Annotated in this window: 24 protein-coding genes; 15 read left to right on the forward strand and 9 right to left on the reverse strand. The window is 72.8% G+C overall.

Annotation, left to right across the window (positions count from 1 at the left end; all coding sequences use genetic code 11):
- Window positions 1–131: 131 nt before the first annotated feature.
- On the reverse strand, window positions 132–740 hold the full coding sequence (locus ACWCP6_RS35770; RefSeq protein WP_450936825.1) for a PadR family transcriptional regulator: 609 nt from the start codon (window positions 738–740) through the stop codon (window positions 132–134).
- Between the two features lie 328 nt (window positions 741–1,068).
- Here ACWCP6_RS35770 and ACWCP6_RS35775 point away from each other — a divergent pair, with 328 nt between their 5' ends.
- Window positions 1,069–2,076, forward strand: a complete 1,008-nt coding sequence (locus tag ACWCP6_RS35775; protein WP_450936826.1) for an EamA family transporter — start codon at window positions 1,069–1,071, stop codon at window positions 2,074–2,076.
- 285 nt (window positions 2,077–2,361) lie between these two features.
- Entirely contained in the window at window positions 2,362–3,339 is a 978-nt protein-coding gene (locus tag ACWCP6_RS35780; RefSeq protein ID WP_450936827.1) for a DMT family transporter, read from the forward strand.
- Window positions 3,340–3,542: 203 nt separating this feature from the next.
- On the opposite strand, the gene ACWCP6_RS35785 is transcribed toward ACWCP6_RS35780, so the two are convergent.
- Window positions 3,543–4,184 carry an FMN-binding negative transcriptional regulator gene (locus ACWCP6_RS35785; protein ID WP_450936828.1) on the reverse strand — a complete coding sequence of 214 codons (642 nt, stop codon included), beginning with the start codon at window positions 4,182–4,184 and terminating at the stop codon, window positions 3,543–3,545.
- Window positions 4,184–4,846 (reverse strand): pyridoxamine 5'-phosphate oxidase family protein, encoded by a 663-nt coding sequence (locus tag ACWCP6_RS35790; protein ID WP_450936829.1) that lies wholly within the window; start codon window positions 4,844–4,846, stop codon window positions 4,184–4,186. The genes ACWCP6_RS35785 and ACWCP6_RS35790 overlap by 1 nt, the downstream gene beginning before the upstream one ends.
- A gap of 46 nt (window positions 4,847–4,892) precedes the next feature.
- Between ACWCP6_RS35790 and ACWCP6_RS35795 the strand changes: the two genes are divergently transcribed.
- Window positions 4,893–6,224 carry an aminotransferase class I/II-fold pyridoxal phosphate-dependent enzyme gene (locus ACWCP6_RS35795; protein ID WP_450936830.1) on the forward strand — a complete coding sequence of 444 codons (1,332 nt, stop codon included), beginning with the start codon at window positions 4,893–4,895 and terminating at the stop codon, window positions 6,222–6,224.
- A 348-nt stretch (window positions 6,225–6,572) separates the two neighbouring features.
- Here the strand turns inward: ACWCP6_RS35795 and ACWCP6_RS35800 are convergent, their stop codons facing one another.
- Window positions 6,573–7,679 (reverse strand): DMT family transporter, encoded by a 1,107-nt coding sequence (locus tag ACWCP6_RS35800; protein WP_450936831.1) that lies wholly within the window; start codon window positions 7,677–7,679, stop codon window positions 6,573–6,575.
- Window positions 7,680–7,754: 75 nt separating this feature from the next.
- Between ACWCP6_RS35800 and ACWCP6_RS35805 the strand changes: the two genes are divergently transcribed.
- A complete protein-coding gene (locus ACWCP6_RS35805) occupies window positions 7,755–8,657 on the forward strand; it encodes a LysR family transcriptional regulator (RefSeq protein ID WP_450936832.1) in 903 nt (300 codons plus the stop codon).
- A 263-nt stretch (window positions 8,658–8,920) separates the two neighbouring features.
- On the opposite strand, the gene ACWCP6_RS35810 is transcribed toward ACWCP6_RS35805, so the two are convergent.
- Window positions 8,921–9,388, reverse strand: a complete 468-nt coding sequence (locus ACWCP6_RS35810) for a pyridoxamine 5'-phosphate oxidase family protein (RefSeq protein ID WP_450936833.1) — start codon at window positions 9,386–9,388, stop codon at window positions 8,921–8,923.
- A 192-nt stretch (window positions 9,389–9,580) separates the two neighbouring features.
- Here ACWCP6_RS35810 and ACWCP6_RS35815 point away from each other — a divergent pair, with 192 nt between their 5' ends.
- Complete coding sequence (locus ACWCP6_RS35815; RefSeq protein WP_450936834.1) at window positions 9,581–10,240, forward strand: isochorismatase family protein; 660 nt, start codon at window positions 9,581–9,583, stop codon at window positions 10,238–10,240.
- Here ACWCP6_RS35815 and ACWCP6_RS35820 read toward each other — a convergent pair.
- Window positions 10,237–10,719, reverse strand: coding sequence for a Rieske 2Fe-2S domain-containing protein (locus ACWCP6_RS35820; protein WP_450936835.1), 483 nt, complete (start codon window positions 10,717–10,719; stop codon window positions 10,237–10,239). The two genes, ACWCP6_RS35815 and ACWCP6_RS35820, sit on opposite strands and share 4 nt — an antisense overlap.
- A gap of 178 nt (window positions 10,720–10,897) precedes the next feature.
- Here ACWCP6_RS35820 and ACWCP6_RS35825 point away from each other — a divergent pair, with 178 nt between their 5' ends.
- The 8 genes from ACWCP6_RS35825 to ACWCP6_RS35860 all read left to right on the forward strand — a co-directional run bounded on the left by ACWCP6_RS35825 (window position 10,898) and on the right by ACWCP6_RS35860 (window position 18,278).
- Complete coding sequence (locus ACWCP6_RS35825) at window positions 10,898–11,743, forward strand: HipA family kinase (protein WP_450936836.1); 846 nt, start codon at window positions 10,898–10,900, stop codon at window positions 11,741–11,743.
- Window positions 11,740–12,141, forward strand: a complete 402-nt coding sequence (locus tag ACWCP6_RS35830) for a DUF3037 domain-containing protein (protein ID WP_450936837.1) — start codon at window positions 11,740–11,742, stop codon at window positions 12,139–12,141. The genes ACWCP6_RS35825 and ACWCP6_RS35830 overlap by 4 nt, the downstream gene beginning before the upstream one ends.
- Window positions 12,142–12,339: 198 nt before the next feature.
- Window positions 12,340–13,101 (forward strand): 3-oxoacyl-ACP reductase FabG, encoded by a 762-nt coding sequence (gene fabG, locus ACWCP6_RS35835; RefSeq protein WP_450936838.1) that lies wholly within the window; start codon window positions 12,340–12,342, stop codon window positions 13,099–13,101.
- A 17-nt stretch (window positions 13,102–13,118) separates the two neighbouring features.
- Window positions 13,119–13,874 carry an SDR family oxidoreductase gene (locus ACWCP6_RS35840; protein ID WP_450936839.1) on the forward strand — a complete coding sequence of 252 codons (756 nt, stop codon included), beginning with the start codon at window positions 13,119–13,121 and terminating at the stop codon, window positions 13,872–13,874.
- A gap of 164 nt (window positions 13,875–14,038) precedes the next feature.
- The gene (locus tag ACWCP6_RS35845) at window positions 14,039–15,622 is read left to right on the forward strand and encodes an ABC transporter substrate-binding protein (RefSeq protein WP_450936840.1); all 1,584 of its coding nucleotides are present in this window, start codon (window positions 14,039–14,041) and stop codon (window positions 15,620–15,622) included.
- 129 nt (window positions 15,623–15,751) lie between these two features.
- A complete protein-coding gene (gene ung, locus ACWCP6_RS35850; protein WP_450936841.1) occupies window positions 15,752–16,435 on the forward strand; it encodes a uracil-DNA glycosylase in 684 nt (227 codons plus the stop codon).
- A 697-nt stretch (window positions 16,436–17,132) separates the two neighbouring features.
- Window positions 17,133–17,441: a putative quinol monooxygenase gene (locus ACWCP6_RS35855; protein WP_450936842.1), complete on the forward strand. Its 309-nt coding sequence runs from the start codon at window positions 17,133–17,135 to the stop codon at window positions 17,439–17,441.
- Between the two features lie 300 nt (window positions 17,442–17,741).
- On the forward strand, window positions 17,742–18,278 hold the full coding sequence (locus tag ACWCP6_RS35860) for a hypothetical protein (RefSeq protein WP_450936843.1): 537 nt from the start codon (window positions 17,742–17,744) through the stop codon (window positions 18,276–18,278).
- 430 nt (window positions 18,279–18,708) lie between these two features.
- Here ACWCP6_RS35860 and ACWCP6_RS35865 read toward each other — a convergent pair whose 3' ends face one another.
- Both ACWCP6_RS35865 and ACWCP6_RS35870 read right to left on the reverse strand, forming a co-directional pair.
- Window positions 18,709–20,100 (reverse strand): DUF6545 domain-containing protein, encoded by a 1,392-nt coding sequence (locus ACWCP6_RS35865; protein ID WP_450936844.1) that lies wholly within the window; start codon window positions 20,098–20,100, stop codon window positions 18,709–18,711.
- A gap of 5 nt (window positions 20,101–20,105) precedes the next feature.
- Window positions 20,106–20,735, reverse strand: coding sequence for a hypothetical protein (locus ACWCP6_RS35870; protein WP_450936845.1), 630 nt, complete (start codon window positions 20,733–20,735; stop codon window positions 20,106–20,108).
- A 421-nt stretch (window positions 20,736–21,156) separates the two neighbouring features.
- On the opposite strand from ACWCP6_RS35870, the gene ACWCP6_RS35875 reads away from it, so the two are divergent.
- Together ACWCP6_RS35875 and ACWCP6_RS35880 are read left to right on the forward strand one after the other, a co-directional pair.
- On the forward strand, window positions 21,157–21,846 hold the full coding sequence (locus tag ACWCP6_RS35875; protein ID WP_450936846.1) for a helix-turn-helix transcriptional regulator: 690 nt from the start codon (window positions 21,157–21,159) through the stop codon (window positions 21,844–21,846).
- Between the two features lie 943 nt (window positions 21,847–22,789).
- Window positions 22,790–23,788 (forward strand): GNAT family N-acetyltransferase, encoded by a 999-nt coding sequence (locus ACWCP6_RS35880; RefSeq protein WP_450936847.1) that lies wholly within the window; start codon window positions 22,790–22,792, stop codon window positions 23,786–23,788.
- Between the two features lie 75 nt (window positions 23,789–23,863).
- Here the strand turns inward: ACWCP6_RS35880 and ACWCP6_RS35885 are convergent, their stop codons facing one another.
- Complete coding sequence (locus tag ACWCP6_RS35885) at window positions 23,864–24,319, reverse strand: hypothetical protein (RefSeq protein WP_450936848.1); 456 nt, start codon at window positions 24,317–24,319, stop codon at window positions 23,864–23,866.
- Window positions 24,320–24,442 lie beyond the last annotated feature (123 nt).

Raw genomic sequence — 24,442 nt, forward strand, 5'->3', positions numbered from 1 at the left:
CGCCCCGTGGACCTGGGTCCACGGGGCGCCGCCATGCCGTGCTCACGAGCCGCTCCGATGCCGCCTTCGCACTGGTCCGGCGCTCATTCGGCGCTCACCCCGTGCCCGTCCGGCGCACACCGGGTACGCGACTAGTGCTCGTCGGCGAGGATCAGGTACAGCTTCTTGCGGGCCTCGTTGATGACGGAGAGCGCCTTCTCGCGCTGCTCCTTGCTGCCGGTCTTCCAGACCTGGCCGAACGCCTCCATGAGGCCGAAGCCGGCCTGCCGGATCTCGTTCAGCGTGTCCCAGTCGACCCCGCGCCCCGCTTCCTCCCAAGGGGCGTCGGGCCCCTCGTCGGCCGCTGCGCGTCCCGCCTCGGTGAGCGAGAACAGCTTCTTGCCGCCCTCGGTCGCACTGGCGATCAGGCCCTCGTCCTCCAGCAGTTGGAGGGTGGGGTAGACCGAACCCGGGCTGGGCTTCCACGCCCCGCCGCTGCGCTCGGCGATCTCCTGGATCATCTCGTAGCCGTGCATCGGGCGGTCCTTGAGCAGAGCCAGGATCGACGCGCGTACGTCGCCGCGCCGCGCCCTGCCCCGCGGTCCGCCCCGGCCGCCGCGCCCACCCCACGGCCCTCCCGGGCCGAAGCCGGGCCCGAAGGGGCCGAAGGCGGCACGCCGCCCCTCGAAACCACCCCGACCGTGATGGCCGGGCCCGCGGTGTCCGTGCTCGTGTCCATGCTCGAAGCCATGGGAACGCATCGCAATCACTCCTTACATCGTTGATCGGTCGCGATGCTTCAACGATATATCGGAACACTTTCGCTGGCAAGCCCCCACCCGCGAACCCGCTGCCCCGTCCCACTCAGTCGAGTCGGTTTCTCGACGAACCCAGTCGTTCGGGCTTCCGTCTCCGCGAACCCAGTCGCGCGGCCGGGCGCGCTGGAGTGCCGTCTCGGTTGTTCTGGTCCGATGCCTGCAGGGCGGAGCCGTGGACGGGACCGTCGGGGGGCGCGGCCGTCCATCCCCTGAGACAGGGGTCACCGAGGATGACGCTACTGACCGCGCCTGCCATCATGTGCCGGTGCATATGTCTCAGGGCAGTCAGCGACACCACGCAGGAGCCGTCGGTCCCGGGCTCGCCCTGGTGTCGGCGTGCGCCTTCGGCGGCTCGGGGGTCGCGGCCAAGCCGCTGATCGAGGCGGGTCTCGACCCGCTCCACGTGGTGTGGCTCCGGGTCGCGGGCGCCGCCCTCGTCATGCTGCCGCTCGCATGGCGCCATCGCGCCCTGGTCGTCCGGCGCCCCGCGCTGCTCGCCGGGTTCGGCCTGCTGGCCGTCGCCGGCGTCCAGGCCTGCTACTTCGCCGCGCTCTCCCGGATCCCCGTCGGTGTCGCGCTGCTCGTCGAGTACCTCGCCCCGGCACTCGTCCTCGGCTGGGTGCGCTTCGTGCAGCGCCGGCCGGTGACCCGCGCCGCGGCCTTCGGCGCGGTGCTCGCCGTCGGCGGGCTCGCCTGTGTCGTCGAGGTGTGGAGCGGGCTCGGCTTCGACGCGCTCGGGCTGGTGCTCGCGCTCGGTGCCGCCTGCTGCCAGGTCGGCTACTTCGTCCTGTCCGACCAGGGCAGCGACGCGGGCGACGAGGCGCCCGACCCGCTCGGCGTCATCGCCTACGGGCTGCTCGTCGGCGCGGCCGTCCTCACGGCCGTCGCCCGCCCCTGGACCATGCGCTGGTCCGTGCTCGGCGGCACCGCCGACCTGAACGGCACACCGGTCGCCGCCTTCTGGCTGCTCGCCTGGATCGTGCTGATCGCCACGGTCGTCGCCTACGTCACCGGGGTGCTGTCCGTACGGCGGCTCTCCCCGCAGGTGGCGGGCGTCGTCGCCTGCCTCGAGGCGGTCATCGCGACCGTGCTGGCCTGGTTCCTGCTCGGCGAGCACCTGTCGGCGCCGCAGATCGCCGGTGGCGCCGTGGTGCTGCTCGGCGCCCTGGTCGCCCAGTCCTCCACACCGGTGAAGCCGTCCACGGAGCCGATCGCCGCAGGTCTGCCGGAGCTCGGCGACCCCGAATCCGAGTTGTCGCCCCGCGGAAGCGCCGCATAGGGTGACGTTCATGCACTCCACCGCACTCGTCCTCCCGCCTCCGGCCGCCTGAGGCGGGCCCCCCGGACACCGGGCCCGGTCGGCCCGGCGGCGCGAGGCGCCGCCACCGTCACCGGGCGCGAGGGTGCTGCCCGCAGAAGAAGTCCCTGAACTTCGGCAGAGGTCACCGAAACGCCGCGACCTCCGGGACCGACGACTCCGCCCAGAGCCTCCGGCCCGGCGGATCCCCGGACTCCCCGGAACCTTCGGCTCTCCGGACCTCTGCGCATCTGCGGAGAAACGAACGTGTCGAATCCTGTAACCGGCCTGCCCGTGGGGCGTGGCCTCCTCTATCTGATCGTCGCCGGCGTCGCATGGGGCACCGCGGGCGCCGCCGCCTCACTGCTGTACCGCACGAGCGACATGGGACCCGTCGCCCTGTCCTTCTGGCGCTGTGTGGGCGGGCTCGTTCTGCTGCTCGCCGTGCGGGCGGTGCGCGGGCGCAGGGCCGGGGCGACCGGGTCCGCGGGCCTTGTGCGGTCGCCCGAGCCCGTGCGCCGCAAGGCGGTGCGGATCGCCGTGACCGGGATCGCGCTCGCCGTCTTCCAGACCGCCTACTTCGCCGCCGTCCAGGCGACCGGACTCGCGGTCGCCACGGTGGTCACGCTGGGCGCCGGGCCGGTGCTGATCGCACTGGGCGCCCGGGTCACCATGGGTGAACGGCTCGGCCGCGCCGGGGTGTCCGCCGTCGCCGGGGCGCTCGCCGGACTCGCCGTCCTCGTGCTGGGCGGCGGCGCCGCGACCGTACGTCCCTGGGGGATCGCCCTCGCGGTGCTCTCCGCCGCGGGATACGCCGTGATGACCCTGTTCACGCGGTGGTGGGGGCGCGACGCGGGAGCCGTCGACGCGTCGGCCACGACGGTGTGGGCGTTCGCCGTCACGGCTGCCTGCCTGCTGCCCTTCGGCCTCGCCGACGGGCTGGTGCCGCACACGGTGGAACTCGGCCGCGCCGTCGCTCTGATGGTGTACATCGCGGCGGTGCCCACGGCGTTGGCCTATGCGCTCTACTTCGCGGGCGCCGCCGTCGTCCGGTCCGCCACCGTTTCCGTGATCATGCTCCTGGAACCGGTCAGCGCCGCCGTCATCGCCGTCGCACTGCTCGGAGAGCATCTGACGGCACCGACGGTGGTGGGCACGCTGCTGATGCTGGTCGCCGTCGCGGGGCTCGCCGTCGCGGAGGCACGGGGAGCCGCGGAGAGCCGCCCGGCGATGTCCGTGGGGTGACGGGGACCGGTGGCGCCGCGCCGGACCGGTGGTGGTAACGGCCGGCGGTCCGGTGGTGTCCGGCGGGTGGTGCCGGGCAGCGGTCCGGTGACACGCACGTGGGTACCGCCAGGTGGCGGAAGCGTACCGGCGTCCCCGGCCCCCGGGCCGACCAGGAGACGTCCCCCGGCCCGTCGCGCCCGGTCGGCGCGACGGGCCAGGGATCAGCCCTGCCGCCTGCGCAGCTGGTGTGCCCGCGCCGCGGCGTCGCGGGGCCCGCCGCGGGCGGCCAGCCGCGCGGCGATCCGGTCCTGTACAGCTTCCGGCTTCTTCCCGGCGTACTTGAACTTGGCGCGTACGTCGGTCACTTCCAGGCGCAGGATGCGGATGCCGGGCAGCAGCCGTCCGTACGGCTCCTCGCCCACCGCGGCCGGCGCGGAACCCCCCTCGGGCTGGAAGTGGCCGACCTGCCGGTTCAGCAGCTCCGCCTTCTCGGCCGGGTCGTCCACGACATGGGCGGTGCACCGCAGCTGCACGGCGGCGTAGAGGCTCGTCGGGGTGCCGTGCTCCGGCGGTGCGCCCTCCAGGGCCTGCCACGGGCCCGGTACGAAGACGTAGTCGTCGACCACGCTCAGGACGACCTCCGGGTCGGCCTCGAGCGCCCGCCACAGCGGGTTGGGCCGCGCGAGATGGGTGATCGCCTCGCCCCGGGGGCCACGCTCCGGGTCGTAGGCGAAGTGCAGGGGCTGGACGTACGGCGGCTCGCCCGGCAGCCCGTTCACGGCGAGCTGGCCGAAGTCGTGCACGGCGAGCCACTCCTGCCATTCGGACTCGTCGCGGGCCGCGTCCCAGGGGTGGATCAGCATCAGAGGGCGGTGATGTAGCCAGGAACCGCGATGCCGTCCGCCAGGTCGTCCGACGGGACCGGGGCGGCGTAACCCTTGCGCAGCGGAACGACACCGGACCAGTGGGGGAGTGACATGTCCTCGGGCTCGTCGTTCGGGCCGCCCGTGCGGAGCTTCGCGGAGACCTCGTGGAGGTCGAGGCGGAGCACGGAGGTCGCGGCGAGCTCCTTCGCGTTGCCGGGGCGCGAGTCGGCGGCACGGCCGGGCACGACGTGGTCCACCAGCGCGTCCAGGGCGATCCGCTTCTCCTCCGGATCGGTGACCTGGTGCGCGACACCGTGGACGACGACGGACCGGTAGTTGATCGAGTGGTGGAAGGCGGACCTGGCGAGGACCAGACCGTCGACATGAGTGACCGTCAGACACACCGGGAGGCCGGGGTCCGCCTGGCCCGCCATCCGCAGCGGCCGCGAACCCGTCGAGCCGTGCACGTAGAGGCGGTCGTCCACCCGGCCGAACAGCGTCGGCAGCACCACGGGGGCGCCGTCGCGGACGAAGCCGAGATGGCAGACGTAGGCCTCGTCGAGTATCGCGTGCACGAGCTCCCGGTCATACGCGGCCCGCTCGCGCGAGCGGGTGGGGACCGTGCGGTCGGTGGGGGCGTAGGCGGTCAGGTCCGACATGGCCGTCTCCTTGCGGGGCATTTTGAACTAGTGCATAATCTGTTTTGTGCTAGGAGAGTATCCGATCAAAGGGCGGCGCGCAGCAGAGATTGCCGCCAGCGTCGAACAGGCCGTGGGTGCGGGTGCCCTCGAGCCGGGTCAACTGCTCCCGCCCTTGAGAGCGTTGGCCGAGCGGCTCGGTGTGAACCCGAATACGGTCGCCGCCGCCTATCGCACGCTCCGCGAGCGCGGGGTCATCGAGACGGCCGGCCGGCGCGGCAGCCGGGTCCGTCCCAAGCCGGCCACCACCGCGCGTGAGCGGATGCGTGCGGACGTGCCCCCGGGGGTGCGGAACGTCTCCGCCGGCAACCCGGATCCGGCGCTCCTGCCCTCGCTCCTCGACGCCTTCACGGCGGCGGCGGCGGAGGCCGACAAGCAGCCCGTCCTCTACGGAGAGGCCGCCGTCGAGCCGGAACTCGCGCGGCACGCACGCACGAGCCTCGACGCGGACGGCGTCCCGGAAGGGCCGGTCGCCGTCACCTCCGGATCGCTCGACGCGATCGAGCGGGTGCTCTCGGCGCACCTCAGGGCCGGTGACGCGGTGGCGGTCGAGGACCCCTGCTGGGGGAGCCTCCTCGACCTCGTCCCGGCGCTCGGTCTGCGTCCCGTCCCCGTGCCCGTCGACGGCGAGGGGCCGCTGCCGGACGACGTGGCGAGGGCGCTGCGGGCCGGAGCCCGCGCCCTCGTGGTCACTTGCCGCGCGCAGAACCCCACCGGTGCCGCCGTGGGCGCGGCACGCGCGCACGCCCTGCGCCAAGTCCTCTCGGACCACCCCGAGGTGCTGCTGATCGAGGACGACCACGGGCACGGCATCGTCGATCTGCCGCTCCACACCCTCGCGGGCGTCACGCACCGCTGGGCGCTCGTCCGCTCCACGGCCAAGGCCTACGGCCCTGACCTGCGGCTGGCCGTGCTCACCGGCGACCCCGTGACCGTCGACCGTGTCCAGGGCCGGCAGCGGCTGGGCCCCGGCTGGGTCAGCCGGCTTCAGCAGCGCGCCGTCGTCCATCTGTGGACCGCGGGCGCCGTGGACGCGCGCCGGGTCGCCTCCTCCTACGGCCGACGCCGCGCGGCGCTGATCGAGGCGCTCGCCGAGCGCGGCATCGAGGCCCACGGGCGCAGTGGCATGAACGTGTGGATTCCGGTGCCGGAGGAAACCGGCGCGGTCGCCCGGCTGCTCCACGCCGGCTGGGCCGTCGCACCGGGAGCCCGCTTCCGGCTCGGCTCCCCGCCCGGCATCCGTGTCACCGTCTCAGGTCTCACGGACGAGGACATCGCGGGCCTGGCGGACGCGATCGCCGCGGCGACGGGACCGGCTCCGGTCCGACGGTACGAGTGAGGCGGGCGGCCCGGCCCCGGCGGGGGAGCAGGGCCCCGCCGACGCGTCGAGCCGCGCCCTCCCGTGCGGGCCTGGTGCGGCCCCCCGCGAACGCGCCGCACGGGGCGCGCCTCCGGCGTGCCCACGACCGCGCAGCCCTTCCGCAGGCCCGTGTCGGCCGTGACCGTGCAGCCCGGCCTCGCCCGTGGCCGCGCTGTCGCACCCGTGCCGCCGATGCTCGTGCAGCCACGTGCCCCTCGTGGCCATGCAGCCTCGCGCCGCTGGTGACCGCGCCGCACCGAGCCCCGCGCCGCCGCGCCGCACCGAGCCCCGCGCCGCCGCGCCGCACCGAGCCCCGAGCGGCGCGTGCTACGCCCGTGCTGCCCCGCGGCGCCCCCGCGACTGCGTCAGGGCGGCGCCCGCGAGGACGACGGCCGCGCCCACGGGGGTCGACCAGGACAGCGATTCGCCGAGGACGGCGACTCCGGCCGCCGTCGCGATGACCGGGATGAAGTAGGTGACCATCTGGGCGGTCGTCGGGCCGACCTCCGCCACCAGTCCGTACTGGACCAGCATCGCCATCCCCGTACCGAGAGCGCCCAGGGCGACGACCGCCAGGAGCGGCATCACGGCGAAGTGCGTCGGGAACGACGTGAACAGCGGGGTGACCACGGCCAGTTGCGCGGTGGCGAGCAGCAGCTGGGCGCCGGTCAGGGAGAGATGCGAGTGGCTGGAGCCCGCCAGGGTGCGCCGGACGTAGATCCATCCGATCGGATAGCTCAGCGACGCCAGCAGGGCCATCGCCGTGCCGGTGACGTCCAGGCCGCTGAAGCCCTGCCAGACCCCGAGCACCGTCAGCACCCCGAGGAAGCCGATGCCGAGGCCGGCGACCCGGCGCCGCGTCGGGCGGTCCTCCGAGAGTGCGACCAGGGAGAGCGCCATGCCCCACAGCGGGGAGGTCGCGTTGCATATCCCCGCGAGCGTCGACGGGATCGTCAGCTCGGCATACGCGAAGAGCGAGAACGGCAGGGCGTTCAGCAGGAACGCCGCGACCGCCAGATGCCCCCAGGTCCGCGCCCCGCGGGGCAGCCGCTCCCGCTTGACCGCCATCGCGAGGGCGAGCACCACCGTGCCGAAGAACAGCCGGCCCAGCGTCACCTGGAAGGGCGCGAACCCCTCCGTGCCGACCTTGATGAACAGGAAGCTGAAGCCCCAGACGAGGGAGAGGGCGCCGAACCGCAGCCGCCAGTCGAGGCGGCGGCGCGGGGCGGTCCCGTCGGCGGATGCCGGGACTCGCGCTGCCGCGGTCGCCGCGGGAGCCGCGGGAGCCGCGGGAGCCGCGGGAGCCGCGGGCGCGCCCGGCGCGACGTGCGGGGCCGGGGTGCCCGCCGGTGTCGCGGCGCTGTCGGAGCCGGCGTCGGAGTGGGTGTCTGAGGGTGTGGGGGCGGAGCCGGACGATGCGGCGACGGTGCTCATGGGTCACACGATGACGCACCACGATCTCGTAGCACAAGTGAGATTTCTTGCGCGATAACGCGTAGCATCACTTACATGTTGAACCTGGAGCGCCTGCGCACCCTCGACGCCCTCGCCCGGCACGGCTCGGTCAGCGGCGCGGCGGCCGGCCTGCACGTCACGACGTCGGCGGTCTCGCAGCAGATGTCCAAACTGGAGCGCGAGGTGGGGCAGCAACTGCTCGCCAAGAACGGCAGAGGAGTGCGGCTCACGGACGCGGGGCGACTGCTCGCCGACCACGCCGCGCGCATCCTGTCGCAGGTGGAGCTGGCCCAGGCCGACCTGGAGGCGCAGCGGGGCCAGGCCGTCGGGGAACTGCGGATCTGTGCCTTCCCGACCGCCGCGCGCGGGATGTTCCCCGCCGCACTGGCCACCCTGCGCGAGCGGCACCCCGGCCTCCGGGTCCGCTCGCACGAGCTGGAGCCGGAGCGCGGTGTGTCCGGCGTGGTGCGCGGCGATCTGGACCTGGCCGTCGTGCTCGACTGGTACAACAAGCCGCTTCCGCTGCCCGACGGACTGGTCAAGGCGTCACTGCTGGACGACCCGGCCGATGTGGCGCTGCCCGAGGGGCACCCGCTCGCGGACCGGCCCGAAGTGGACCTCGAGGACTTCGCCGACGAGGAGTGGATCACCTGGGCCGAGGGGGAGTTCTGTCACGAGTGGCTGATGTACACCCTCCGCGCCAAGGGCATCGAGCCGCGCATCGGGCACCGCGCCGAGGAGCACCACACCCAGCTGGCCATGGTCGCCGCCGGACTCGGCGTCTGCGTGGCGCCGCGCCTCGGGCGCGACCCGATGCCCGCCGGGGTGCGCTGCGTACCGGTGCGGCATCGGGTGCAGCGCCATGTCTACGTCGTGTGGCGCGCCGACGCCGACCGGCGCCCGTCGATCCGCGCCGCCGTGGAGGCGCTGCGGGAGGCGGGAGCCGCCCTGGGGTGACCCGGAGCGAAGGAATCCCGTACCGGAGGCTTGTTCGTGTTCGCCGACGCGTGCGAGCCACGGCGGTCGGCCGGTCCGCCGGTCGGGCCGCGCCGAGCCCGCCCACGGGATCGCGGACACGCACGATCCGGTCCACGGGAGCTCGACGACAGGCCCGAGCGGCCCGGTAGGCGGCCTACAGGGTGAGGCGGCCCACGGAAGTCGGTCGGCCTGCAGGGTCGGGTTTGCCCACGGAAGTCGGGCGGCCTACCGGCCCGAGCGGCCTACAGGGTTGCGAGCTTTCTGAAGTCCCAGGACGCGATCGCCTCCGGCACGAGCCGGGCCCAGGCGTGCCGCCCGTCGTGCGGCATCGCGTCCAGGCCGAAGTTCTTCCGCGCGAACAGCCGCTCCGGTGCCCGGAGTTCGGGGCAGGGCTCCCCGGTGCGCGGGGCCTCGCCGACGAACTCCACGCGCCCCGACAGCTCGACGCCGCGCAGCTCGCCGTACTCCTCGCCCGCATCCACCACGACCGCCACCCGGGGATCGTGTCGCAGATCTGCCCAGCGCCTGCTGCGCGTGATCGAGTACAGCCACAGGGAGGTCCCGTCCCAGACGAACCACAGCGTGCTCGCATGCGGTGCGCCGTCCGGGGAGACCGTAGCCACCCGGCAGGTGCGCTGCGTCGCCAGGAACTCGTCGAGTTCGTCGGGCGTCATCATGATCCTGCGGCCCCTGCGCTGCGTGACGGCCATGGAAAACCCCTCCTCTGACGGCATGTCAGAAAAGGATGATGCGTCAGGGGCCCGCGCGCAATGGACGGCTGCGGCGCCGCGCACCGGGGGCTTCACGTTGGCCGCGCGCCCGCCGTGCACTCGCGCGTCCCTTCCGTCCCCGGCCCGGTCCGACTAACCTCCCCCCACCCGACCGCCGCACAGGGGGGCGCCATGCCGTCGTACGAAGAGCTGCGCGAGCTAGTCGATCCCGCCACCACCGTGCTGCTCACCGTGGAGTGTCAGCAGGGCGTCGTCGGGCCGGACAGCGCCCTGCCCGAGCTGGCCGACGAGGCGCGCGCATCGGGGGCGCTCGCACGGGTGGCGCGGCTCGTCGCCGCCGCCCACCGCAACGGCACCCAGGTGATCCACGCGGTGGCCGAGCGCCGCCCCGACGGGCGCGGCGCCAACAGCAACGCCCGGCTGTTCCGGGCCGCCGGACGGCTGCCCGTGCAACAGCTCTCGGGCTCCGGCGCGGTACGGGTCGCGCCGCCCATCGAAGTCGCCGACGAGGACCTCGTCGTCCGGCGTCTGCACGGTCTGTCGCCACTGTCCGGCACCGACGTCGACCCCCTGCTGCGCAACCTGGGCTGCCGCACGCTGATCATCGCCGGAGTCTCCGCGAACGTGGCCGTCCCGAACGCCGTCTTCGACGCGGTCAACCACGGCTACACGGTCGTCGTCCCCGCGGACGCGATCGCGGGAGTGCCCTCCGACTACACCCCCGCGATGGTCAGCAACACGCTCGCCCTGGTCGCCACGATCACCGCGGCCGACGACGTCATCAGCTGCTGGACCCGCCCGCCCCGCACACCCGTGGAGGCCACTCGCTAGCCGAGCTTGATCTCTTCGCCCGCGACCTGGATCTGCTTCGCGGGCAGCGGCTTCGGCGCCGGCGGGTGCTTCACGCTGCCGTCCACGATGGAGTACTTGCTGCCGTGGCACGGGCAGTTGATCGTGCCGTCGGAGACGGAGTTCACCGAGCACCCCTGGTGGGTGCAGATGTTCGAGAATGCCTTGAACTCGCCCGCCGTCGGCTGGGTGACGACCACGCCCTCGTCCTTGAAGACCTTGCCGCCACCTACCGGGATGTCGGCGGTCTTGGCGAGCACCGCGCCGCCCGCGGGGTTCTGCTTCCCGCCCTGGTCACTCTGCTGGGCCGGGGCCGACGACGGGCTCGACGCGCCCTCCGACTGCTGGCCCTTGTCCGAGCCTCCGCACGCGGTCAGCGCGACGGCCAGCCCTCCGGTACCGACTGCGGCGACGACGGTACGACGGCATGGTGTGGAGACGGACTCCTGCGAAGCGGTCATGCTCGGTTCCCTTCATTCCGGGCTGGGCCTTCGGTTCCTGGTACGCAACCCCGAGCCGAGTCGTTCAACGGCTCACCCACGTTTCGCTCCATGGTCCGGATCCGGTACCGGGCGCAGCGCGCGACTCGGCGGAGGCGGGGCTGATCGGGTGGCGGTTTCCGGGCAGTAACCTGGGGCAATGCTCACCGAAGTCACGGCGGTCCGCTATGTCACCCCGTTGCGGGAGGGCGGATCGCTCCCCGGACTCGTCGAGGCCGACGACCACGGCACCTACGGCACGTACGTCCTGAAGTTCACCGCGGCCGGACAGGGCCGCAAGACGCTCGTCGCCGAGGTGATCTGCGGTGAACTCGCCCGCAGGCTCGGACTGCGCGTGCCCCGGCTGGCCGCTGTCCGGCTCGACCCGGTGATCGGGCTCGGCGAGCCCGACCCGGAGGTGCAGGGGCTGCTCAAGGCGAGCGGCGGCCTCAATCTCGGGATGGAGTTCCTCTCCGGTGCCCTCGGTTACGACCCGCTCGCCTACGCCGTCGATCCGCTGGAGGCCGGACGGATCGTCTGGTTCGACGCGCTCGTCAACAACGTCGACCGCTCCTGGCGCAACCCCAACCTCCTGGTGTGGCGGCGCGAGCTGTGGCTCATCGACCACGGCGCCTGCATGATCTGGCACCACAACTGGCCGACCGCGCAGGCGGCGTCCGCGAGGCCCTACGACGCCTCCGACCACGCCCTGGCCCCCTACGGCCCGGACGTCACCGCGGCGGCGGCCGACCTGGCCCCGCGCGTCACCGAGGAACTGCTCACCGAGGCCGCCGCGCTGGTGCCCGACGAATGGCTGGAGGGCGAGGCGGGCTTCGACGGGCCGGACGCCGTACGCCGCGCCTACGTCGCCGCGCTCCTGCCGCGCGCCGCGACCGTCCACGAGCGCATCACGCTCGGACCGCCCGCCACGCCCCGGCCCGCCCGGACGAGCGGCTGGCTGACCCCCGCACGCCCCGCAGCGTCCCAGAAAGGCGATGCCGTATGACCGAGACCGCCGAGGGCCCGAGCCGGGACGTCTTCGAGTACGCGCTGCTGCGCGTCGTGCCGCGTGTCGAGCGCGGCGAGCAGTTCAACGCGGGCGTCGTCGTCTACTGCCGCGCCCGGTCCTTCGTGGCCGCCCGTACCCACCTCGACGAGGCCAGGCTGGCCGCGCTGGACCCCGAGGCGGACGTGGACGGCGTACGGGCCGCGCTGCACGCCGTCGAAGGCGTGTGCAGCGGGGGAGCGGCGGCGGGCCAGGCCGCCGGCGACGACGCGGGGCGCCGCTTCCGCTGGCTCATCGCGCCGCGCTCCACCGTCGTCCAGCCAGGACCCGTGCACACCGGGCTGACCGCCGATCCCCGGGGCGAGGTGGAACGGCTGCTCGATCTGCTGGTCAGGTAATGGATCACACGCGGGCGATGCGCCGTTGACACCGGGTGCCAGGGCTTCTAGCGTCTCGTCCTGCTGAAGGTACTAAGCGGTCGCTCACCACCAGGGCGTACCGTGAGAGCCGCACCGCGCGGCTTCCCGGAGCGCGCGGGCACGCCGAGACAGGCTTCCGAGAGCCGAGTGGCTCTCCAAGGGCGAGGAGAACCAGCAATGTCCACCACTGAGCAGCGCGTCGCCGTAGTGACCGGTGCCGCGCGCGGCATCGGTGCCGCGACCGCCGTACGCCTGGCCGCCGAGGGCCGCGCCGTCGCCGTGATCGACCTCGACGAGGCGGCCTGCAAGGACACGGTCGAGAAGATCACCGCCGAGGGCGGCAAGGCCATCGCGGTCGGCTGCGACGTCTCCGACGAGGCCCAGGTGGAGGCCGCCGTCGCGCGGATCGCCGAGGAGCTCGGGGCCCCGACGATCCTGGTGAACAACGCGGGCGTCCTCCGCGACAACCTGCTGTTCAAGATGAGCGTCTCCGACTGGGACACGGTCATGAACGTCCATCTGCGCGGGGCCTTCCTGATGGCGAAGGCCTGCCAGAAGCACATGGTGGACGCGGGCTTCGGGCGCATCGTGAACCTGTCCTCCTCCTCGGCCCTCGGCAACCGGGGCCAGGTCAACTACTCCGCCGCCAAGGCCGGCCTCCAGGGCTTCACCAAGACCCTCGCCAAGGAGCTCGGCAAGTTCGGTGTCACCGCGAACGCCGTCGCTCCGGGCTTCATCGTCACCGAGATGACGAAGGCCACCGCCGACCGGGTCGGCATGGGCTTCGAGGAGTTCCAGGCCGCCGCGGCCACCCAGATCCCGGTGCAGCGCGTCGGCCGGCCCGAGGACATCGCCAACGCCATCGCCTTCTTCACGGGCGACGCGGCCGGCTTCGTCTCCGGCCAGGTCATGTACGTGGCCGGCGGCCCGCTCAACTGACGCCGGAGGGTACGGACATGACTGCAGAGCTTTCGGGCAGGGTCGCGCTCGTCACGGGCGCGAGCCGGGGCATCGGATACGGCATCGCGGAGGCGCTCGTCGCCCGCGGGGACAGGGTGTGCATCACCGGGCGCAACGAGGAGGCCCTGAAGGAGGCCGTCGAGAAGCTCGGCGCCGACCGGGTCATCGGCGTCGCGGGGAAGGCCCACGACGAGACCCACCAGGCCATCGCCGTCGAGCGCACCATGGAGGCGTTCGGCCGCGTCGACTTCCTGATCAACAACGCCGGTACGAATCCGGTGTTCGGGCCGATCGCGGACCTCGACCTCAATGTGGCGCGCAAGGTCTTCGAGACCAACGTGATCTCGGCACTCGGCTTCGCCCAGCGCACCTGGCACGCGTGGCAGAAGGACAACGGCGGGGCCATCGTCAACATCGCGTCAGTCGCCGGTCTCGCGCCGTCGCCCTTCATCGGCGCGTACGGTGTGAGCAAGGCCGCCATGGTCAACCTGACCATCCAGCTGGCGCACGAGTTCGCTCCCAAGGTGCGGGTGAACGCGATCGCGCCCGCGGTGGTCAAGACCAAGTTCGCCCAGGCCCTGTACGAGGGCCGTGAGGCCGAGGCCGCGGCGGCCTACCCGCTGGCCCGCCTCGGGGTGCCCGAGGACATCGGCGGCGCCGCCGCGTTCCTCACCTCGGACCAGTCCGACTGGGTCACCGGGCAGACACTGGTCGTCGACGGAGGGCTCTTCCTCAACGCGGGCGTCGCCTGACCTGTCCGCCGCCAGGGGGCCGACAGACCTCGCATAGGTGACATACGCCGCACAAGCGACGTATCCGAACATCAAGTGCCCCGCCGGGACATGGAGTTGCCCTGGCGGGGCACTGCGATATTGTCTGCCAACCCCATGGCATGGCCGATCGAGGAGCGTGCGCGTTGTTCAACCGGATCCGATGTCTGCGTCAGGTCGCGGCGATGGCGTCGATATCCCTGCTCGCCGGATGCGGACTGTGGTCCTCCGACGACTCGGAGAACACGAAGCCGATCGTCGTGGGAACCACCAGCGCCCCCAGCACCCTGGACCCGGCCGCCTCCTGGGACGGCTCCTGGGAGCTGTACCGGAACATCTTCCAGACCCTGCTGAGCTACGAGTCCGGCGCCACCACGCCCGGGCCCGACGCGGCGGAGAAGTGCAAGTTCACCGACACCGACAACCGCGTCTACTCCTGCACGCTCCGTGCGGGCATGAAGTTCTCCAACGGCGACCCGCTCGACGCCAAGGCCGTCAAGTACTCCATCGATCGTATCGTGAAGATCGCCGTGCCCGGCGGCCCCCGGGGGCTGCTCGGCAGCCTGTCCAGGGTCGAGGCCCGGGGCGACCGAGAGGTCGTCTTCCACCTCAACCAGCCCGACGCGACCTTCCCCTTCGTGCTGGCCACGCCCGCGATGTCGATCGTCGACCCGAAGGACTACCCGGACGACGCCCTCCGCAAGGACGGCCGGGTCACCGGCTCCGGGCCGTACACCCTGGAGGCCTACGAAGAGGGCAAGAAGGCCCAGCTCGTCAAGAACCCCCACTACACCGGGTTCGCCGACCGCAAGAACGACGCGGTCACGATCCGTTACTTCCAGGACTCCGCGGCCATGGTGGGCGCCCTGAAGTCCAAGCAGATCGACGTGACCTTCCGTGGTCTCGCCGCCTCGGACATCGTGGACCTCCAGGGCAAGAACGCATCCAAGGAGGGCATCCAGCTCGTCGAGGGCGCCGGCACGGAGATCAGCTATCTGGTCTTCAACCCCAAGGACCCCTGGTCGCGCAAGCTCCCCGTCCGCAAGGCCGTCGCCCAGGTCATCGACCGTGGAGCCATCGCGCACAAGATCTACCGTGACACCGTCGAGCCTCTCTACTCGATGGTCCCCAAGGGCCTCGTCGGCCACACCACCGGCTTCTTCGACGACTACGGGCTGCCCAGCGTGGACAAGGCCCGCTCCATCCTCAGCAAGGCGGGCATCAACCGTCCGGTGCCGCTCACGCTCTGGTACACCACCGACCGCTACGGCTCGGCGACCGCACCGGAGTTCGAGGAGATCAAGCGCCAGCTGAACGCCTCCGGCCTGTTCACCGTGACGGTGAAGGGACGCCCGTGGAAGACCTACGAAGCGGGCTACCGCAAGGGCGAGTACCCGGTCTTCGGCCGCGGCTGGTTCCCGGACTTCCCCGACGCCGAGAACTTCATCGCGCCCTTCGTCGGCCAGCAGAACGCGCTCGGCACGCCGTACCCGGCCAAGGAGATCACCGGGACGCTGCTGCCCCAGTCCCGCAGGGAGAGCGACCGCGCCGCGGTGATCGGGCAGTTCGAGCGCGCCCAGCAGATCATGGTCGACGACGCGCGGCTGCTTCCCCTGTGGCAGGGCAAGCAGTACGTCGCGGCCAGCGAGGAGATCGCCGGCGGCGAGCGCGCCCTCGACCCGTCGACCATCATGATGATGTGGGAGCTGCACCGGAAGACGAGCTGGTAGCCCCGGCGCGGAGGCCGTCGGCCGGGGAGGTTCGGGAGACGCTGTCAGTGGTCGCCGGTAGGTTCTGGGGTGTGGACGTGACCGCCCTGCCGGCGGCCGCGAAATGACCGTACCCCGGAGGATGTTGACGTGACCGACACCGCGATGCTGCCCGAGTCCTGGCGCGGCGTTCTCGGCGAGCAGCTGGAGCAGCCCTACTTCAAGGAGCTCACCGAGTTCGTCGAGGAGGAGCGCGCCAAGGGCCCGGTCTACCCTCCGCGCGACGAGGTCTTCGCCGCCCTGGACGCGACGCCGTACGAGCGGGTGAAGGTGCTCGTCCTCGGCCAGGACCCGTACCACGGCGAGGGCCAGGGGCACGGGCTGTGTTTCTCGGTGCGTCCCGGTGTGAAGACCCCGCCCTCGCTGCGCAACATCTACAAGGAGATGAACGACGAGCTGGGCCTGCCCGTCCCGGACAACGGCTATCTGATGCCCTGGGCCCGCCAGGGGGTGCTGCTGCTCAACGCGGTGCTCACCGTCCGGGGCGGCGAGGCCAACTCCCACAAGGGCAAGGGCTGGGAGAAGTTCACGGACGCGGTGATCCGGGCCGTCGCCGAGCGGCCCGACCCGGCCGTCTTCGTGCTCTGGGGCAACTACGCCCAGAAGAAGCTCCCCCTGATCGACGAGACGCGGCACGTCGTGGTGAAGGGCGCCCACCCGTCCCCGCTGTCGGCCCGCAAGTTCTTCGGCTCGCGCCCCTTCACCCAGATCAACGAGGCGATCGAGAAGCAGGGACACGAGCCCATCGACTGGCGCATCCCGAACATCGGCTGAGCCGGCCGCCGACCGGCCGCGGGCGGGGGCCGGGAGAGTCTCCGGGCAGTGTGTGAGGGGAGTGGGACGGAGGCCTGGGGGAGACGGGACGGGGGAGAGACTGCGGGGAGGGCCCAGGGGCCTCGCCTCCCCGGCTCAGCCGGCGCACCGGTGGGATTGAACGCCCGCGGCGCGAGGCCACGTACGCTCTGAAGGGGCCAGGGGCGACCGGCGTGCTGCGCGTCGGCCCGCTTCCCCCTGTCCCTCGTCGGACGGCGCCGCACCGCACGGCGTCGCGTCGCACGGCGAGATCCCCTCCGGTTCCCGCCCGGTCCTCCGTACGGCCGCTGCGCCCGGCCTCTCGCCGTCGCCGGGCGGCCTGTCGCGCGGGCCGGATGTCGGGGCCGCTGCGTCCAGGGCGCCGAATTGACATGCCCGAGGGGAGTGGGACGGTGGACTAGTGGGTGCGACCGGACGGTGATTCGGCCGTCACGGCCCGGCACCGCACCACGGGCCCCTCGGCGTCCGTGCCCCGGGTTCTCCGCTTCGCGCAACCGGCGACGCTGCCGCGGCGCCGACGACTGGACGGTCTTCGAGCGTGGGAGCGGGCCACCGCGACGACCGGCGTGACCACGCGTCCGTGCAATCGCCCCGACACCGGTACACGCCCACGAGGCCCGAGGCCGCAGCCGTATCTCGCAGCACACAGGAGGCGGACATGGTGAAGGTCGCGTTGTGGGTCCGGCTCGTCGCCAAGCCCGGCAAGGAGCAGGACGTGGCGGACTTCCTGCGCAGTGCCGTCGGTGTCGTGCAGGGGGAACCCGACACTGTCGCGTGGTTCGCACTTCAGCTGGACGAATCCACCTTCGGCGTTTTCGACGCCTTCCCTGACGACTCCGGCCGCCGGGCCCACCTCGCCGGGGGCGTCGCCAAGGCGCTGGGAGAGCGTGGTGGAGAGCTGTTCAGCGAGCCTCCGGACATCAGGAACGTGGACGTGCTCGCGCACAAACTCCCCGGGTCACCGTGACGCAGGGTTCCATCCGCCGGAAGGGCACCGGCCGCCGGACGGTTCGTCACCGCCTCCGGCGGCTCGCTGGGCGGCTCGGCTCGTTGGTGCGCCGCTCGGGCGCGGGGAGCAACCTTCACGAGCGGGTGCCGGTGCGACGTCCGGTGTTCCGGGCCGGTGAGCGCGTCACCGGCCTGGCCCAGCCGGTCCCCCTCGCGCCCGCGCCTGTCCGCCAATGTCGGTGCCGCCCTATAGCGTCGTGACCAGTGACGACGACCGGTGGCCGAGCGGTCGACCGGGCCCGGACGCGTGGAGGTCGCGGTGGCGGAACAGCAGGAGCAGACGGCGGAGGACGCCGTGATGACCCGGATCGGTCAGGCGGTCATGCTCCACCACGCCGGTGACCGTGAAGAGGCCCGTGGCCGCTTCCTGGAACTGTGGTCGGAGATCGGCGAGGACGGCGACCCGCTCCACCGCTGCACGCTGGCCCACTACATGGCCGACGCGCAGGACGACCCGGTCGACGAACTCGACTGGGACATGCGTGCCCTGGCCGCGGCCGAGGAGCTCACGGACGAGCGGCTGGCCGAGCACCATGCGTCCCTCGCCGTCCGCGCCCTCTACCCCTCACTGCACCTCAACCTCGCCGCGGACTACGCGAAGCTCGGCCGCGAGGACAGCGCACGCGTCCACCTCGGACGGGCCCGGGCCGCTGCCGGAGCACTCGGCGACGACAGCTACGCGGACGGCATCCGCGGTGCCATCGCGCGGCTGGAACTGACCTTGCGGCCGGCCGACACCCCGCCCGGCCGCGCCGCGGGGGACCGCCCGGTGGGACGGCCCCGCCGCGAGGCCTGAGGGACGGCCCGCCCGGGAGCCTTGAGGAGCTGCCTCGCCGGGAGACCTGAGGGACGGCCCTGCCGGGAGCCTTGAGGGGTCGCCCCACCGGGCGTCCTCAGAGACGGGCATCCCGGGAGGCCTGAGGCGGTTGCCTCACCGGGAGACCTCAGGGACGGCCCCGCCGCGAGCCCTGAGCGGCTGCCTCGCCACGAGGCCCCAGGGATGGCCCCGCTGGGGAGGCCTCAGGGGCGGTTGCCTCGCACGGGCGCCCCGGAACGGCGGGAACGGCCTGTCGGCGTGGCGGAGCCGGCGGCCCGGAGCCGGTCGCCCGACTCTCCCCGCCGTAGGCCCCAAGGACGGGCGGGAGCCGCCGCACGGCCCCAGGGCCTGTCGTCAGATTCCCGTCTGCCCCGCGGCTTCGGGCGACGACGGGAATGTGACGACAGCCCTAGTCCGTCTTCGCCGCCGCAGTCAGCGCCCGCTGCACGATCGGGTGCTTCAAGTGCGCGGCCACGCGGACGAGATGGGCGCGCTCGTGTTCCGACGGCACGTCGATGCCGGGGAGCGCCGGGATGCGTTCGTCGTCGGGCAGTGGTGGCGCGTCGTCGTTCCGGCACGCCGCCGCGTGGAGGATGGTGGCGGCCGCCTGCGCGGCCACCAGGTCGGCAGGATCGTCGATCATGGTGTGCGGCAGGTGCGGAGGACCTGCCGGGGGCGTCTTCGGCGCGGCGGCGCGCCGAAGGACGGCCCTGGTGGAGGCGGGAAGGGCCGGGCGACGGCGGCGTGCCCTGCCGCTGTTTTGCCACCGCTGCGGGGGGAGGGGCGGGATGAGGCACTGCCCCGTGCCGTCGTCGGGGGCGTGTCGTGCGTCGTCCGCGAGCTGCCTGACCGCGTCCGCGGGAACACCGCTCATCCAGGGGATCAGATGGCGGGCGCCGTCGCGGATCTCGATCAGCCGCCGTGACAGGGCGATACGGGTGTCCCAGCCGCTCCACAGCGTCCCGGGAGCCAGGACGAGCTGGGGCGTGGGCCTGACCACGATGCGCCACAGTTCCTCCAGCGCCTCGTAGTCGCGGCGTTCGTCCCTGCGCGAGGCCAGGACCAGGGCGCCCAGGCCCCAGTTGGCGGCCAGACAGCTGGCGATGGTGGCGATCCACGCGCCCTCCGCGAGGAAGTCGAGACGGTGGTCGCCCAGCAGGGCCCCTGCCATGGCCGACAGCGTCAGCGCGATGTTGAGGAGGTCGAGGCTCAGCGCGACGCAGAACCAGGTGATGCACCGGCCGAGCGCCTGGGCGAGGTCCGGGCGACCCGGAATCGCGAGGGCTCGGCACTGCACGACGGTGGCCAGGACACCGGTCGTGAGGGCCGTGAAGTAGATGAGTTCGAGAGCCAGGACATCGGGCACGCGGGCGTAGCACGCCGCGAAACGCAGGGGCATGGCCCGGCCGGGCAGATCGGCGAGCGCGTACAGCGTCACCATCGCGATCTGCGGTGCGACGTAGAGGAGGCCCCAGGTCCGGGACCAGCGCCGCAGCGCCCGCGGGGTGTCCCGGCCGGGCTGCCACAGCTGCGTCATCAGATGCGCGTGCCCCACGCAGAGCAGGGTCGCGCAGGAGATCAGCAGACCCGGCAGGTTCGGGGCGTGCAGCACACTGCCGACGGCCCGGTACACGGCCGGTGTGGCCAAGATGAAGATCAGCGCGCAGAGCATCAGCACGGATGCCGTCAGCGTCAGGGCCGGCCCCGGCTCGCGGCGCGCGGCCGACGCCTTGACGATGCCGAGCGTCAGGCTGATCGCCGCGAGGAACAGGTTCACCGCGGACAGCAGGATGTGCCACATCGGGCTCAGACCTCCGACCGGCGGTTGAAGAAGGAGGAGTTGATGGCACCGGCCTGGCCGCCGCTCCGGTTCAGATCCAGCAGGGGCAGGACGACCGTGGCGAACACCTCGGCTCCGCGCTCCTCGTCGTCGTCGCAATGCGAGCGCAGCTGTGCCGGCTGCGACAGCACCTTGCCGACGACGTCCGGGGGCAGCGAGGGGAGGTCGTCGAAGTCGCCGGGGCCGAGGAACGATCCGGCGGTGACGGGGCCCTCGGTACCGTGTCCCCGGCCTGCGCACAGTACGTGGTAGAGCTCGTGGACACCGGAGTGCAGGCGCTGCCGCTCGCTGTCCCGGGTGTTCAGGACGATGAGGTCCTGCGCTCCCCCCTGGACGCAGAAGCCGCTCACATCCGGCGGCAGGGCGAGTTGGAGCACCGTGATGAGCCGGCCCCGCCTGCGGGCCACTGCGTCGACGAGTGCGGGGAAGCCCTGGCCCGCTCGCATGCCGAGATCTCGGTAGAGGTGCCGGGCCCTGCGGCTGTCGCGGAACCACGCGAGGTTCTCCCGTGCCACGGAACCGGCCCGGGCCCCGGCCCCGGCGACGCGCGCTGCGCCCGCGGCCAGTCGGGATAAGCCGGAGCGGGTTGTCCCCATGGCCTCAGTCCTCCCGCCCGGCCCCGGCCGGAGCCGTCCCGTCCATGGCGGGCCACGGCGGGGCGAGGGCGGACACGGGTGGTGCAAGGCGGTGGTGCCGGCGGGTGTGTCGCGTCGGTCGCACGCTCCCCATTCCCCCTTGTGGTGACAGGCTGTGTCGGCTGGCCTGCGGAGGGACACTACCAGCCCGGATTTTCGCCGGGGGACGGCCCCGGTCCGGCCGGACGGGCCGTCGGAGGCCGGTGGTCCGCCCCGGGAAGCGGGCGTGGGGCCAGGCGTTCCGGGCGGCCTGTGCCCCGGCCGGGGGCGCGCGGGCACGGGTCCATCCCTTGTGCTGTCAACGATTGAGGGCAGTGCTGGTCGTGCCAGGCCGGAATGGATACGCTCTGCCCACTGGTGGGCGGCCCCTTGGAGACGTGTAGTGACCGATGCTTCCGCTGGACCGGCGTCCGCAGGCGAGATCACCCGCCTTCTGGAAGAGGTCGACAAGCACGCCCGTCACCTGGGTCATCCGCGTGACGCCTTCCTGGACGTCGACCTCATCTCCTACCGCACGGGTGTCGAACGGGACCGGGTGCGGGAGTTGCTGGACGGTGCGCCCCCGCAGGAGGCGCCGGGCGAACCGGAGGAGGCCCGCAAGGCATTCCGGACGGCTCTGATCAAGCAGCGGCTCGCCCTGCTGCTGCGCACGCGGCCGAAGGCGACCCCCAAGGGGCCGCAGCCCTACGGAGTGCGTGAACTGGCCCGGGCGACCGGTATCTCCTCCCAGCACATCTCGAACCTGCTCCACGGTGCGCGCGGCGCCAATGCGGACCACGCGGCCCGGCTGGAGGAGTTCTTCTTCGGCAGGGCGAACGCTTTCTGCACCCGTACCGAGGGGGCGGCGATGGTGGAGTTCCTCCAGCAGGTGGCGGAGGTGGAGCTTCCGCTCCTGCGGATGAAGTCGGCCCTGCGGGAACTCGGTGCGGAGTCCGTTGCGTTGCGCAGCGTCCGCGACGGAGAGCGGACGGAGGTGCTCAAGGACCTGCTCCCCGCGTTCGAAGCGCTCGTCCTGCGTCAGCGTGTGCCAGGGGCGCCCGATGCCGCCGGGCTGGGTGAGATTCCGTCATAACGGTTGCGACAGGCCTTGGTTGACGCAGAGTGCCCTCAATTGTTGACACTGGGGATCGTGGTGCACGAAGATCTGTGCGGACGGGGCTGACGGTATGCCGGCTCCGGCGGCACAGCGCCCGTTCCGCAGCTCTCCCCGGCCCTCGCCGGCACGCACCGCGACCGCACCACGTACCGCAGTGAACAGCCGTCCCCGCCGATGGAGAACGGCTGCCCCGACCATCCCACGCACCCGAGTCGCGCACCACCACATTCAGAACCGGGGTGCTTCCAGGCACACGGCAGAGCGCCTGCGACGCACTGGACCGGGCCCGCTCGACGATCGGTGCGAGACGGGTCCGGGCCGGTGCGCTCCGAGTGCCCCCGTGCTTCTACGCGGAGGAGATTCCGTCGTGTTCAAGGACCGGACGCCCGGCCACGGCCGCCGCGCCCTGCCGGCATCCAGGCGGCCGACGACGGCCCCATCGGTATGCGTCGTCCCCGGCGGGTCCTCCCCCAGACGCACGGGGCGGCGATCCGTGCCCTCCGCTCCGACGGCTCCCGTCCGTCGGGCCCGGAGACGGCCGAGGCACCTCCGGCCCAGGTGACCGGCAGCGGGCCCCGCACCCCTCGCTCCCGTGTGGCCGTCCCGGCCCCGGTGGGGCGCGGCACCCCGTGCCCGGCGCCCGGCCGCTGACCGTCGGGCACCCCTGCCGAACCGGACAACGGTGTCCCGGAGGCACCCATTCCCGCCACCGCTCTGCCGCCACCGCACCGACCCACGCCGAGGTGGGCCGCACAGCGCTCTGCTGCTCGACGACGGAGCCGAGCCGGAGCGGGTCCACCACCCGTGCCGTGGTGCGCCGTGCGCCGCGAGCGCCACCGGGACGGCGACCGTCGAACCGCCTGAGCCCCGGACCCCGATGTGCGGGCGCTCCGGCAGGAGTCACAGAAAGAGGACGACCATGACCCACGCCGTACACATCCTCACCGGTCTCGCGGCTGTGGACTTCCTCGACTCCCGGTGGCGGGAGCTGTACCGCAAGGACACGGCCGCGACCCCGTACCAGTCGCCGAGCTGGCTGATGGCCTGGGCCGAGCTCCTGCCCGTCACGGCGACCCCCGTCGTGCTGGCCGCCCAGGCCCCCACCGGCCGGACGCTGGCCGCCATGGCGCTCGCGCGTGCGGACGGAGAGACCGGAGCGAGGTACTCCGCTCTGTCCTCGCCCCACGCGCAGTACGTACGGCCCGTCGGCCCCCACGCCGACGACCCCGTCATCGCACATGCCCTGGCCGCGCATCTCGCCCTGCTCGCGCAGGACGGCAGACACATCGCCATGACGGACGTGCCTGTGAACAGCGGTCTGGGGCGGGGTCTGGAGCAGGCCGCCGCGTCGAGAGGCTGGCATCACAGCACGACGCGGTGCGGCCGGATCCGCCTGCCCAACGGTCCGACCGCTCTGCCCCGCTCGATGCGGCGGGACGAGCAGCGTCGCCGGCGCGACCGGGACCGTCTCGCCGCGGACCACGAGATCGCCTATCGCAGGACCCGCCACACCGCTGAACTGCTCGACGCCTACGACGTCCTGGCCTGCCTGAGCGCCGACCGGGTCTCGTCGCCCGCACATGCGGGCGCCGCCGACGTCGAGCGGTGGCGTACGGTACTGGCGCGCTGCGGGGCCGCCACGGCCACCATCGCGGGGGTGGCCGTCGACGGCACCGTCGTGGCCGCCCAACTGTGTCTCTTCCGGGGCCGCGAGGCCCATGCGGTCGCCCTGGCCGAGGATCCGGCCCACCGGCACCTGGAGCCCGGCCGGACCCTGTTGTCCCATCTCGTCGCGGACCTTGCCGCCGAAGGGTTCCACACCCTTCATCTCGGCCGGCACGCGGACGCTGTTCCGTACCGCCCGCGCTGGAGCACCACGCTGTCGGCCATCAGCACACCCCTGCCCGCACCTGCGTAGGGCCTGTCGCCGACAGGGACGAGCGCTCCTCCGGCCGCACCGGTGCCGTCGAGGTTCGCGCGGGCGGCCGACCGGTCAACGCCCGTACGTGTGCTCGCAGATGGCGGACTCGGGGCTGCCCGGCCGCCAGCCCCCGTACCGCCTGCCCAGCGCGCAGACGTCGGCCCTCCGGGGCATCGACGGGCGCTCGGGGTGCGCTGTCGAGGGTCGTTCGGCGGCCGGCGGCATGCGGTGCGCCGGGGACGCCTGGGGGGCTGCTGTCCGGGAGGCGGGAGCGCTCGGCTGCGCCGGGGCGGTCGGGGTGGCGGGCCGGGGCGCGGGGCGCCGCGACGGGCGGATCTGCTGGAGCGCCTCGCGCGCCGGGGCCTGCACGATCTGGGGTTCGGACCTTCCGTTCGGCTGCGCAGTCTCGGCGCGGGCCGCGGCGGGTGGCGGTCCGTAGGCGGGCGAGCGCTCCACCCGTACGCAGCCGGAGAGGGCCGAGACCGTCACGGAGAGCAGGAGCGCCGCTGTCGTCGTCGTTCGATGCACCCGCGCAACTCTGCTGTGTCCGGCCCCCTTTGGGGAGCGGACAGGCGGAGGATGCCCCACATGAGTGACACTCCGTGATGACAGGCCGATTGTCGGCGGCGGCCGGTCCCGGGACCGGCCGCC

This window comes from Streptomyces sp. NPDC002004 (assembly GCF_053593975.1).